At 50.8% G+C, this 12,541-nt stretch carries 8 protein-coding genes; 2 read left to right on the top strand and 6 right to left on the bottom strand.

The features are described from left to right. Nucleotides 1–29: 29 nt before the first annotated feature. Nucleotides 30–2,198, bottom strand: a complete 2,169-nt coding sequence (locus tag ACJJIP_RS20675) for a TonB-dependent receptor family protein (RefSeq protein ID WP_444945907.1) — start codon at nt 2,196–2,198, stop codon at nt 30–32. A 230-nt stretch (nt 2,199–2,428) separates the two neighbouring features. Between ACJJIP_RS20675 and ACJJIP_RS20680 the strand changes: the two genes are divergently transcribed. Continuing rightward, nucleotides 2,429–2,872, top strand: coding sequence for a GNAT family N-acetyltransferase (locus ACJJIP_RS20680; protein WP_353375844.1), 444 nt, complete (start codon nt 2,429–2,431; stop codon nt 2,870–2,872). 140 nt (nt 2,873–3,012) lie between these two features. Further along, nucleotides 3,013–3,693 (top strand): phosphoadenosine phosphosulfate reductase domain-containing protein, encoded by a 681-nt coding sequence (locus tag ACJJIP_RS20685; RefSeq protein ID WP_020413874.1) that lies wholly within the window; start codon nt 3,013–3,015, stop codon nt 3,691–3,693. Nucleotides 3,694–3,762: 69 nt separating this feature from the next. Here the strand turns inward: ACJJIP_RS20685 and ACJJIP_RS20690 are convergent, their stop codons facing one another. The 5 genes from ACJJIP_RS20690 to dnaA all read right to left on the bottom strand — a co-directional run bounded on the left by ACJJIP_RS20690 (nt 3,763) and on the right by dnaA (nt 12,407). Continuing rightward, on the bottom strand, nt 3,763–5,559 hold the full coding sequence (locus tag ACJJIP_RS20690) for a hypothetical protein (RefSeq protein WP_444945908.1): 1,797 nt from the start codon (nt 5,557–5,559) through the stop codon (nt 3,763–3,765). Between the two features lie 347 nt (nt 5,560–5,906). Beyond that, nucleotides 5,907–8,327 carry a DNA topoisomerase (ATP-hydrolyzing) subunit B gene (gene gyrB / locus ACJJIP_RS20695; protein ID WP_444945909.1) on the bottom strand — a complete coding sequence of 807 codons (2,421 nt, stop codon included), beginning with the start codon at nt 8,325–8,327 and terminating at the stop codon, nt 5,907–5,909. 18 nt (nt 8,328–8,345) lie between these two features. Then, the gene (gene recF, locus ACJJIP_RS20700; RefSeq protein ID WP_444945910.1) at nt 8,346–9,452 is read right to left on the bottom strand and encodes a DNA replication/repair protein RecF; all 1,107 of its coding nucleotides are present in this window, start codon (nt 9,450–9,452) and stop codon (nt 8,346–8,348) included. A 124-nt stretch (nt 9,453–9,576) separates the two neighbouring features. Then, nucleotides 9,577–10,683 carry a DNA polymerase III subunit beta gene (dnaN, locus tag ACJJIP_RS20705; RefSeq protein ID WP_444945911.1) on the bottom strand — a complete coding sequence of 369 codons (1,107 nt, stop codon included), beginning with the start codon at nt 10,681–10,683 and terminating at the stop codon, nt 9,577–9,579. 32 nt (nt 10,684–10,715) lie between these two features. Then, nucleotides 10,716–12,407, bottom strand: coding sequence for a chromosomal replication initiator protein DnaA (gene dnaA, locus ACJJIP_RS20710; protein WP_040628923.1), 1,692 nt, complete (start codon nt 12,405–12,407; stop codon nt 10,716–10,718). Between the last annotated feature and the right edge of the window lie 134 nt (nt 12,408–12,541).

Genomic DNA, 12,541 nt, shown 5'->3' on the forward strand with positions numbered 1-12,541 from the left:
CTTATCCAGTGATTTTGCCGAAGCTCGGATCAGAAGGTGTACTTCATACCCAAAGCGGCAGTACGCGGCCGGTTAGCACGAGCACCATCGGGGCTGCGACTGATAATCACCTGCTCATCAAACAGGTTATCCACTTTCAGGTAACCGGTCAGGTCGGCGCTAAAGTCGTAGTGCGCAGCCGCATCCACAACCCACAGAGACTCTGTGTAATCGAAGCGGTCAGTATTCCCCTGATTACAGCTAGTATTAACACACATCTCGTCCTGATAGGCTGCGGTTAGGTTTAGACGCCAGGCAGCGCCACTATCCAGGCCAGCAGATACAGCAAATACATTTTCCGGCAGGTATTCAAGATTATCCCCGGCAACTAGACCTCCATCGTCACTGTCTTCAGTAATTTCAGCATCGGTGAAGGTATAGGTAGCTCTTACTGGCAGCGTCCAACCGTTTGCAAGTACCCACTCACTGCCGAAGGTAGCTTCCAACCCTTTGATCTCTGCCTCACCCAGCTGGTAGGTACCACTGTCGGCACCATTGGGGCATTCCACAGCTACCGAACAGTTCTGCACAGCATTTTCATAATCGCTGTAGAAGGCAATTAACTCGGCACTTACGCTACCGTTATCAAAGCGCGCACCCCATTCATAGTTTGTGGATAACTCCGGGCCCTGGCCATCGGCTGCGCCTGCACCGGGAGGAGCAAAGCCACGGTGCACTCCTGCCAGCAGGCTCCACTGCTCATTGGCCTGGTAAACAACCCCCAGACCGGGCAGCCACTCATCCACCTGATTGGAACGGTAGCTGCCCTTCTCAGTACGATCGGCGTCGTTATAACGCTGCTGCTCGGTCTCTATATCCTCGTAGCGAAGAACAGCAGTGAGAGTCAGCTTTTCGTTCAGCTTGATATCGTCGTAGATAAAGAACGAGGTAGCCTCAGCTTCTTCGACACGGTTATTGCTGGCGCTAGGCAGCTCAACACTATCAAATACCAGTTGGCCATCAATTTGGTTGTAAATTTCTACAGGTTGATATCTGTCGACTTCATCCTGATGTTGACGCAGGCCGAATGTCAGCTCATGGGCAATAGCACCAGTGTTAAAGCGCCAATCGGCACTGATTTGCAGACCCTTGGCCTCGTACTCGCGGTTGTTATGCTTGATACCAAAGGTGTAATCCTCAGTGCCATCCAACACCGCTTGGGGATCTATAACTCCGTCAACAGCGCCGCCGGTATTAACAGCATCTATCAATTCACCCTCGCTGACCTTAAACCAGTCGCGCTTAAACTTGTTGTAATAAGCCTGGGTATGCAGGGTAAAGCTGTCACTCAACTCGATGCTGTGGTTCAGCTGAACGGTGCTGTGGCGATTCTGCATTTCATCCAGGGCACTGATACCATAGCGACGATTAGGATCATCGTTAAAGTCGGCATCCGTCAGTCCTAGATAACTCATGCCTGACTCCTCTTCGGAGTACTGCAGCTTGATATCCAACTGCTGGCGAAAGGTCGCATCCGCATCGGACTGCAGGCGGCCTTTCAGCAGGTAATCTTCTTTAGCAATATCCGCGCTGTCCGCGTGATCGATTTCGCGGAAGCCGTCCGCATACTGTTGCTGGGTCTCCAGCAGCCAGCCAGTATTTTCAGTGCTGGTACCATAGTGTGCGTGCAGACGGGTCTCACCGTATTCACCGGCTTCTAGCTGCACCATGCCCTGGCTGGAAGTTGGGATTGGTGTGCTCAACATATTTACCGCACCACCAACAGTAAATGGACCGTATTGCAATGCGGCGGGGCCTTTGAGCACTTCAATGGCATCCATACGGCCTGCACTCGGGAAATAGTAAGCCTCCGGTGCCGAGTAAGGTGCCGGAGCTACCAATACGCCATCTTCCATCAGTGAGATCTTGGCAGAGCGGCCACCCTGTGCGCCACGAATACCAATATTAGGACGCAGACCATAGCCATCCTCTTCGAGGATGTAGACACCCGGTACAGAGCGCATCATGCGGTTGATATCTACATACTCGAATTCGGCCAGCTCATCAGCATCAACCAGGTGCGCGGAACCCGCTAGCGTCGAAATGGACTCGGAATCGCCAATAACGGTAACCGTCTCCAGGCGCTGTTCAGCCAAGGTTGGTGCAGCTGTAACAGCCGCCAGGGCGATAGCCAATGGCGACAGGAAAAATTTCTTCATGAACCCTCCATTGAGTCGTTATAGCTTTGTAATTATTGTTATTAATAAGAATGATTGTATTTTACCATTATAAACCCAATGGCATAACAGAACTATTTCTTGCCTTTTGATGCCTTCATGAGGAAAAAATGGCTGTCTTTATAGTTTCTATCCTAATAAGGGGATGTTTTCTAGGATCTAACCTTTGACCCGACTAGCATTGGGCCCATGTATCCGCCTCGGGGGTGCCCATGATTCGAAAGGCAGAACTCAAAGAACTGGACAGGCTGGAGCAACTCTGGCTCCATGCGACAGCCAACTCTCACCCCTCTTTGTCCCGCCAATTCTGGCTCGATCACGTCGCGCAGTTTCGTCGTGACTGCCGCCAGGCCAGTCTCTGCCTCGTATTTACAGGACGCCACAATGCCGTAGCCGAAGCATTCATTACTCTTCTTGACCGGGACCGCATAGCCTATCTCTGTGTCAGTCCAATATTTTCGGGCTGCGGCATTGGCGCCAGCCTGCTCTCCGCAGCGGGTAAAGGTAGGCTCCAACTGCAAACTGGGGTATTGAGGGAAAACCTCCGCACACGTTATTTCCTACAAAAACAAGGGTTTGTGGAAACCGAGCGGCGTTATATTGCTGAATACGGCCAGCACCTGATCCAGATGCGCTTCGATCGCCCCCTGGATTAGCTCTTTATAGCCATGAGCCCAAGTCAAAAGCTTTTACTTATAACTGAAGCTTATTGATTCACTTCTTTTTATTGTTTCTACGCGACAAATTAAGCGGGTAGCATGCGTTCTACCCTAACTATCCTATGCGCTGATTTCTTATGGGACACCACGCTTCCACCAACACCGTGCAGTCTTTTTCCGACCGCTTCTTTCACCACGGTGCCGATTTGGCATCGCTGAACAAGTCTTTTGTTGGGGCCAAGCCCAGCGAGATCATGCGGTTCACCATGGAAAAGGCACAAAACCCGGTAGTTTTTACAAACTTCCGCCCACTTGCGGTCGCTTTTCTGCACCTGGTCACCAAAGCCAAGCCAGATATCCCAGTTATTTGGGTGGATCACGGATACAACACACCAGAAACCTACCGGCATATCGAAAATGTCGTGAGGACGCTGAACCTGAATCTGCGTACCTATTCACCCAAGATATCGGCAGCTCACTACAATGCGGTCTATGGTGGTATCCCGCAGTTGGATACCCCCGAGCATGACTTCTTCTCACGCACGGTAAAGCTTGAACCCTTTAACCGCGCAATGCAGGAGTTACAACCCGATGTCTGGTTGAATGGTATCCGCCACGATCAAAATGCCCATCGCAAAAATCTGGATGTGTTTACTCAAGGCAATCACGGCACCATTCGTGTAGCGCCGATGTTCCACCTAAAAGAAATTGATGTTGAAGAGTACGTTTACGAGAATGACCTTCCCGATAACGATATTTACTTTGATCCAACTAAAGGTGAGGAGCACCGGGAGTGCGGGTTGTTACTGGAAAAGTAGTTCTACTACTTTTCCAGTAACTATCAATGGTGGTTGAGTTGAAAAGCATCAATAAATGATTATTTACTGCTAAAAAAGACTTACCTTATCAGTGGAGTCTACAAGCTGCTCTCCCTCGGCATAAATCGCACATCTATCTCTTACCTGATAACGCTCTTTCTGTTTCTCACATGCTTGTAGGGCAAGTTGGTTTGCTTCGAATTGATTAGCGCTCTCTTCCATATAGCCAGCTACAAAAGTCCCCCGGTAGTCCATTGCCATAGCTAAAGCTTTATTTCCTGAAAGTTTACGATAACCGTTCAATAATCTTCCTAAGCCATTAGAAGTTGATGCCAGCTCTGCAGGCAATTCTTTCTCTTGCCCAATTTCTATAACCATCATTTTCAGATTGGCCCGCAGTTGTTGATCAGCGGTCTGCATTAACAGGGGTTGAACAACGAGAGGAAATTCCTCCCGATTGCGATTTAGATAGAGTTCATTAGCATACCACCACGAAATTTGTGGATTCCTTGGAGCTCGCAAATATGCCTGCTGAAGTATCTTCACATATTCTGATCGTGAGTATCCTAAAACTTGCATCGTTATGGCCAAGCCATGCCAATAGGCGGGCACATTCCCATTCGCATTGACTAGCTCAATATATTGGTCACGAATATATTTAAGTTCTTTAACATTGATCTCTGCTGATTGATCAAGCATCTCTGTGAGTGCAGTTTTTGCAGAAGCTTCCAAGTACCAGGTTTCACGCTGATAGACATCTGGCGTCGCCTCTAATATTTCCCGGGCAAGGATGAAGTTTTTTTCGTTGGCAGCGGCAATTGCTAAAGCGGAATTGAGCGCCGGACTGGTAATCTGTTTTTTCTCAGCATAAGCCACGAACTCCCTAAGCTCACTCAAGCTACGACCTGTAACTGCCATAAAATTGGCAATTTCAACAACCGCATCATTATTATTCATCAGCTTCGTTGACGGTAAAATATTTATACTGTCATTATCTAAGCTTCCTTTAACTCCGCCGAAGTCGCTTTTAGGAAGTTTTTTATAGTAATTATTAAGTTGCTCAAATGTCATACCCAGAGCTTTAGGAAGTGCTGAAGCAGAGTCTGCACCAGAATGATATGCATCCAAATATAACTCTAGTCCTTTAGCTCTAATACGTTCAGGATCAAAATACAGCCAGTGAGCTAACATCCAACCACTGGCATAAAGGGCACTAGTCTCTCTATCATTAAGTGAGCCAGGAGTGGCTGTAAGCAGTTTCTCCAATGGCAACTCTGACGATCTGGAAAGGCTAATTGCTCGGCTTACCGGTATATGTCCAATACTAAACTCATTATTTTTTCCAAATTCTGCTGTGGAAAATACTTCCGCAATACCTTCGCTGAACCAATAAGGATAGTTACGACGACTGCCACTGTATGTTAGAAAATGGGTATATTCATGAAATAGGGTTTGGCGTGCTGGATTACCAGGAAGGTACTGATTTCCCTTGAGATTTAACAACGCAAAACTGCCATAAGGAGTATTTTGAAATTGCCCTATCGATCTTTGGCTAGAGTTGACACTACTCATTCCTGAAAAACTGAGCTCATCAGCTAATGCATAAATCGTTAATTTTTGCTGGTCCGAGGTCTGATAAAAATATTTTTGTGTAAGAATTCGAAATCGCTCCAAATCTACAGCCAGTTTGGTGACTCGTCTGGGGCTTCCATTAGTAACGATTCGGAAGTGCTCTGTTTCAATTTCATGCCAATTAGAATTAATTAATTTTTTGCTACTGGTGCAGCTAACTGTAAGGACTAAAAAAATAAGGGTTAAAACAGAGAGGTGAAAATTCCCAAAATAGTGTTTTTTGACGCGTCCCATAGATCTTTTTGCCAAGTATTTTTTTGCTTTAATTGGGGAATAAATTAATGAAGGAGATACAGCTACTATCTATTTTTTATTGTATTTTTCTTTAGGGGTTAATTCTAAATACTGCGTTATGAAGTGAGGCAATTCCACTTAGTATAGTTTTGCACTCAGTTTTTAATTAATAAAAAATTTGGATTTTGTACAGTAGAGATCTAAGAGTGAGAGAATCCCTTTAGAACTACCGTAACAAAATCCACTTACCCATTTTGACTGAATGCTAAAATACAGCACAGGTTTTTCTGTAGGGCTACTTTTATGCGAAAAACCTGTACATTAAATGGGCATTTATCTTAATTCAGTTAAATATCTAAATTTTCTACCGCCAAGGCGTTGGTCTCGATAAAGTCACGGCGTGGCTCTACCTGATCGCCCATCAGGGTGGTAAAGATCTGGTCTGCTGCGATAGCATCTTCAACGGTTACCTGCAGCATACGGCGGCTCTCTGGGTCCATGGTGGTTTCCCAAAGCTGCTCAGGGTTCATTTCTCCCAGTCCTTTATAGCGCTGGATACCGTAGCCTCTGCGGCTTTCGCCCATCAGCCAGTCCATCACTTCAGGGAAGCTACTGACAGGGTGCTGCTTCTCACCGCGCTGAATAAAAGCCCCCTCTTCCAGCAGGCCCACCATCTTCTCACCCAGAGCGCAAATAGACGCGTACTCAGCGGAATCGAAGAACTCGTGGTTAATCAGGTAGTCACTGCCAACACCGTGGGCCACGATATGGATATGGGGCAGGAACAGGCCGCGCTCGGTGTTCTCCTGAACCGTCACTTCATGGCGACGGGTTCCGCCACTCTCCTCTTCACCCAGCTTCTCTTGTAGTTTCTCACTCCAAGCCGTAACTTTTTCCTGGGACTGCAGGTCTTCCTGGGTGAGGCAAGGCAGGTAGATCATGCTGCGCAGCACTTCCTCAGGGTACAGACGCGACAGACGGTCGATTGTCGCCAGTACACTGCGGTACTCGCCTACCAGGCTCTCCAGGGAGGCGCCAGAAAGCCCAGGGGCGTCCGGGTTCACAAACAGCGTGGCGCCTTCCAGGGCGGCGTTGGTGAGGAACTGGGTTAGAGCGCCCTCATCCTTCAGGTACTGTTCCTGTTTGCCCTTGGAGATCTTATACAGCGGCGGCTGGGCGATGTAGATGTGGCCCCGCTCGATCAACTCCGGCATCTGACGGAAGAAAAAGGTGAGCAGCAGGGTGCGGATATGGGCTCCATCCACGTCAGCATCGGTCATGATGATGATGCTGTGGTAACGCAGCTTGTCCGGGTTGAATTCGCTCTTGCCGATGCCACAGCCCAGTGCGGTAATCAGGGTACCCACTTCGGCGCTGGAAAGCATCTTGTCGAAGCGCGCTTTTTCCACATTGAGGATCTTACCCTTCAGCGGCAGGATCGCCTGGGTACGGCGATCGCGGCCCTGCTTGGCAGAACCACCAGCGGAGTCACCCTCCACCAGGTAAATTTCAGATAGTGCCGGGTCTTTTTGCTGGCAGTCCGCCAGTTTCCCGGGCAGGCCGGCAATATCCAACGCGCCCTTGCGGCGAGTCATTTCGCGGGCCTTGCGGGCCGCCTCACGGGCTTTGGCCGCGTCGATCATCTTGGTGACGACAGATTTGGCTTCCTGTGGGTTCTCCATCAGGTAATCTGTAAAGTGGTGGCCCATCTCCTGCTCTACAGCGGGTTTCACTTCGGATGAAACCAGCTTGTCCTTGGTCTGGGAGGAGAATTTCGGGTCCGGAACCTTCACAGAGATAATCGCGGTGAGACCTTCCCTGGCGTCATCGCCAGTGGTGTTCACTTTGTCTTTCTTGCCCAGGCCTTCCCGCTCGATATAGCTGTTCAGGCCACGGGTCAGGGCTGCACGGAAGCCCGCCAGGTGGGTACCGCCGTCGCGCTGGGGAATATTGTTGGTGTAGCAGAAGATGCTTTCCTGGAAGCTATCGTTCCACTGTAATGCCACCTCTACTGCAATGCCGTCTTCACGCTGGCTCTGGAAGTGCAGAACCTTGTTAATCGGGGTTTTGTTCTGATTGAGGAACTCCACAAAGGCACTCAAACCCCCTTCGTATTCATAGACCTCTTCCTTACCACTGCGCTCGTCCTTCAGGACAATACGCACACCGGAGTTCAGGAAGGACAGCTCGCGCAAGCGCTTGGCCAGCACGTCGAAATGGAATTCGATATTGCTGAAGGTATCCTCTGAGGGTTTGAAATGCACTGTGGTGCCGGTGGTATCGCTGTCACCCACAACTTCCAGAGGTGCCTGGGGCACACCGTGGTGGTAGGTCTGCTCGTGGATCTTGCCACCGCGACGGATAATCAGCTTCAGCTCCTTGGACAGAGCGTTTACTACCGATACCCCTACCCCGTGCAGACCGCCGGAGACCTTGTAGGTGTTGTCATCAAATTTACCACCCGCATGAAGGACGGTCATAATCACTTCTGCTGCAGAGACCCCCTCTTCCGGGTGAATCTCTGTTGGGATACCACGGCCATTGTCCGATACAGAAATGGACTCATCCGGGTGGATGGTTACACGGATCTCATCACAGTGGCCGGCCAGCGCTTCATCGATGGAGTTGTCAACCACCTCGAATACCATGTGGTGCAGACCGGTGCCATCGTCGGTATCACCAATATACATTCCGGGGCGCTTGCGCACCGCATCCAGGCCTTTTAATACCTTGATACTGCTTGAGTCATAGCTTTGCTGCTCTGACATTTATTCGCTCCATTCAACTTATTGTGCGGCCGAAGCTTCGGCACTGATCTTCCCATGTTCCACGTGGAACACTTTTGGGCAATTCCAAGGGGCATCTAGCTGCCGCCAGGGGCGGCTTGTAGTGCCCTCCTCAATTCCGGTTACAAGCACCTGGCTGGCACAACGCCCTACCCAGTGCGCAAAAATCTGTTGATTGTATTCATCCAGCTCCGCTGGCAGATCGTCAACCAGGAATACCGGTTTCTCCCGGTGACGACACACCAATTGCGCCATAGCCGTTCGGACAGCACATACCAGCATCTTCTGCTGGCCACGGGATAAAACATTGTGCGCTGGCTCTCCCGCAACGGTAAAACGGAGATCTGCCCTGTGAGGCCCAGTGCGGGTATGCCCTTGACTGAGATCACCCTCCCGAGACTCCCTAAGCGCCTCAGCCAGCTCGACCTCCTTTCGCCAACCACGCCGATAGCTTATATCCACTTTGTGTAACAGGCTAAGAGGCAACCCCACCAGAAGAGCGGCCACAGCCACTCGCAGCTCATGGAATTGGCCCTGACGTAGGCTGTCTACCCTCTCGCCACTCTGAGCCAACTGATGCTCCCAAATCCCAATCGCGTCAGCGTCGATTTTACCACGTCGCAACAAGGCATTTCGCTGCTTCAATGCGATTTGGTAGTTTTTCCATTCCTGCGCGAAAAGATGTTCCACGTGGAACACTGTCCAATCCAGAAGTCGCCTACGTACACCGGGCCCGCCATCCAGGGCGGAGAAGCTATCACTATTGATCAACTGCAAGGGCAGACAACTGGCGAGCTGTGAACTGGACTCAGCTGCCGTCTGGTTGATACGCACACGACCACTACCGTTGGCCAGACGTTCAACACCGAGGTTGAGCCCCGTATCCAGCTGGGTAAAAACCGTAAGTCCGGGCTGATCATGTTGAATAACAGATTTATGCTGACGAGATCTAAAGGAGCGACCTGTAGCCAACATATGTACAGCTTCAAGGACTGAAGTTTTGCCACTCCCATTTACACCACAGAACAGGTTTACTCCTGCGTCCAAAAACAGGTCAGCTTGAGAGATATTACGAAAATTGGAGATCAGAAGACGGGTCAGTGCCATAGACCCTTCTCCTCGCTAGCCGGGGGAATGCCGTCCGCAAGATACTGAAAAAACAAAGGGACCACCTGTCCATGATACAAAGCGGTCCCCTCTCGAAAGTGAGCCAAGCTTCTCAGCCTGAGTCTTATAGGCGCATCGGCATAATCACATAGAGGGCATCGCCCTCCTCAGGCTGCTGCAACAGCGCACTGCTGTTGGCATCCGCCAGACTGATGCGGATTTGGTCACTGTGGATTGCACCGGTAACATCCAGGAGATAAGAAACATTAAAGCCAATCTCCATAGGCTCTCCCACATAATCCACCAACATCTGCTCCTCAGCCTCCTCCTGTTCAGGGTTGTTGGCAATAATTTGCAGTAACCCCTCGGAAACCTGTAAGCGTACACCGCGATATTTCTCGTTAGAGAGAATGGCCGCACGGGAGAATGCCTGGCGCAGCCCCTGGCGATCGGCATAAACAACATTGCCTGCACCTCGTGGCAGAACGCGCTCGTAATCCGGAAACTTGCCATCCACCAATTTGGAGGTAAACGTAAACTGGCCACTAACAACACGGATATGGTTATTACCCAGTACCACCTGCGCCTGGTTATCAGTGTCCTCTAGCAGACGACCAAGTTCCAGTACACCCTTACGGGGAACAATAGCTTGTATCGGAGTTGAAACATTTAATCCCGGCGCATCCCGATCACAGAGGGCCAGCCGGTGACCGTCAGTGGCGACGGCACGAAGTTGCTGTGGGCGGCACTCGAGCAATAAGCCATTCAGGTAATAGCGGACATCTTGCTGAGCCATGGCAAAGCTAGTCGCTTCAATAAGGCGGCGGATCTCACGCTGGGAGATGTCGAAACGTGTTTGGGCGCTTGCTTCCTCCTGATTGGGGAAGTCGGCAGCAGGCAGGGTTGATAACTGGAAACGGCTGCGCCCACTGCGCAGCACCAGGCGCTCACCATCGCGCTCAAATTTTAATTCAGCACCATCGGGCAAAGATCGGCAGATATCCAACAATTTACGTGCTGGGACTGTCACCTCACCTTCCATCTCCACACCGTCCACCGGCAGGCGGCCAACAATCTCAACCTCGAGATCAGTCCCAGTCAGGGACAGCTCTTGCCCCTGTAATTGCATCAATACATTGGCCAGGACCGGCAAAGTCTGGCGCTTCTCGACAACGCCGGCTACCAGTTGTAGCGGTTTCAGCAGGGCGTCCCGGCTTACATTGAATTTCATCGGTAGTTTCGCCTTGTTTGTCAGTTATTCGATTAAGTGGTCAACGACCGTGTCAGTAACTTTACGTCCTCACGGATATCCGCGTCGGACTCCTGCAGTTCGCGGATTTTACGGCAAGCGTGCAGGACAGTTGTATGATCCCGCCCGCCGAAGGCATCGCCGATCTCCGGCAAACTATGATTGGTGAGCTCCTTGGCCAATGACATGGCAACCTGGCGCGGCCGCGCGACGGAACGACTGCGTCTTTTAGAGAGCAGGTCCGCTACCTTAATCTTGTAGTATTCGGCAACCACTCGCTGAATATTGTCCACGCTTACTAATCGGTCTTGCAGGGCCAATAAGTCCTTTAAAGCCTCACGCACCAGAACATCATCAATTGCGCGACCGGTAAACTGGGCATTTGCAATCACCCTGCGCAGAGCGCCTTCCAGTTCCCGGACGTTGGACCGGATACGCTGAGCAATAAAGAAAGCAGAATCGTGCGGCAATTCCACACCAAATTGCTCGGCTTTCTTCATTAATATTGCCACGCGAGTCTCCAGTTCCGGAGGCTCCACGGCTACAGTCAATCCCCAGCCAAAACGTGACTTAAGACGTTCTTCGAGGCCATCGATCTCTTTGGGGTAGCGGTCGCAAGTCAGAATAATTTGCTGCCCGCCCTCAAGAAGTGCATTGAAAGTGTGGAAAAACTCCTCCTGGGAGCGCTCCTTACCCGCAAAAAACTGAATATCGTCAATCAGCAGGGCATCAACAGAACGGTAATAGCGTTTGAAATCACTAATCGCATTAAGCTGCAGCGCCTTTACCATATCCGCTACAAAACGCTCGGAATGCAGGTAAACCACTTTGGCATTGGGATTACGCTCTAACAGGGCATTACCGACCGCATGCATCAAGTGTGTTTTACCAAGGCCGACGCCACCATATATAAAGAGTGGGTTATAAGCTCCACCGGGGTTATCGGAAATCTGCTGCGCAGCCGCAAGGCCAAGTTGATTAGATTTACCCTCAACAAAAGATTTAAAGGTGAAGTTACGGTTGAGCGAACTGCCATGTTTGATAGCCCCCTCTACCTCCACCTGGCGCGCCGGCGGTTCTGGAATTGAGCGTGCCATCTCACCCATAGCCGGAGGGCGCAGATCAGTGAGTGCCAGTTCCCCTGTCGTCATCTGCTCCGCAGTAGCCTCCTCTGCCACGGCCGGATGAGGGGTACCTCGCAAACCACTTCCAAAGGCTCCAACCGGCATGGGTTGCACGGGTAATGAAGAGGTCGCTGCAGATAGTGGGGAAGATGCTGTTGAAGACGGTGGTGGACTATGCCAATTGCCATTAGATGCCAAACCGCCGCGAGCCGCTGAAGTATCTGGTGATGCTGGTATAGCCGACGGTACCTTAGGAGGTATAGGTGTAGACGTCGGTACTGGTGACGGTGCGGGCTCGGCCATAGTTCGATTACGCTGAAAACGCGCAGGGCGGCGCGCAGTAATTTCCAGGGCCACCTGCAGTGGCTGACCGGGAGAAAACTGATGCACGAGTTCACGGATACGATTCAGGAATTTTCCGCCAACCCAGTCCAACACGAAGCGGTTCGGCGCGATCAGGCGCAACTCGCCCTCCGCACATGCGGGATTGACGCGTAACGGTCTGATCCAGGTATTGAACTGCTGCGACGGTAGCTCGTCCTGCAAACAACCAGCGCACTGCTTCCAAACGGATTCAGTCAAGAAACCCCCCAAAACCCCAATATGGTAAGACCACTGAGAAAACGGCAAGACCGGACAAAGAAACGTCCGAGGCCGTCAAAATAAGATCGGCGCAGTATACCTTTCTAGCAGTAGGTTATCCACAAGAAAGGATA

Source organism: Microbulbifer variabilis, assembly GCF_052467165.1.

Excerpts from the sequence above, each read along its gene's own strand:
- ACJJIP_RS20690 (WP_444945908.1), bottom strand. The coding sequence starts at position 5,559 with ATGGGACGCGTCAAAAAACACTATTTTGGGAATTTTCACCTCTCTGTT.
- recF (WP_444945910.1), bottom strand. The coding sequence starts at position 9,452 with ATGGCACTGACCCGTCTTCTGATCTCCAATTTTCGTAATATCTCTCAA.
- gyrB (WP_444945909.1), bottom strand. The coding sequence starts at position 8,327 with ATGTCAGAGCAGCAAAGCTATGACTCAAGCAGTATCAAGGTATTAAAA.
- ACJJIP_RS20675 (WP_444945907.1), bottom strand. The coding sequence starts at position 2,198 with ATGAAGAAATTTTTCCTGTCGCCATTGGCTATCGCCCTGGCGGCTGTT.
- dnaN (WP_444945911.1), bottom strand. The coding sequence starts at position 10,683 with ATGAAATTCAATGTAAGCCGGGACGCCCTGCTGAAACCGCTACAACTG.
- ACJJIP_RS20680 (WP_353375844.1), top strand. The coding sequence starts at position 2,429 with ATGATTCGAAAGGCAGAACTCAAAGAACTGGACAGGCTGGAGCAACTC.
- ACJJIP_RS20685 (WP_020413874.1), top strand. The coding sequence starts at position 3,013 with ATGGGACACCACGCTTCCACCAACACCGTGCAGTCTTTTTCCGACCGC.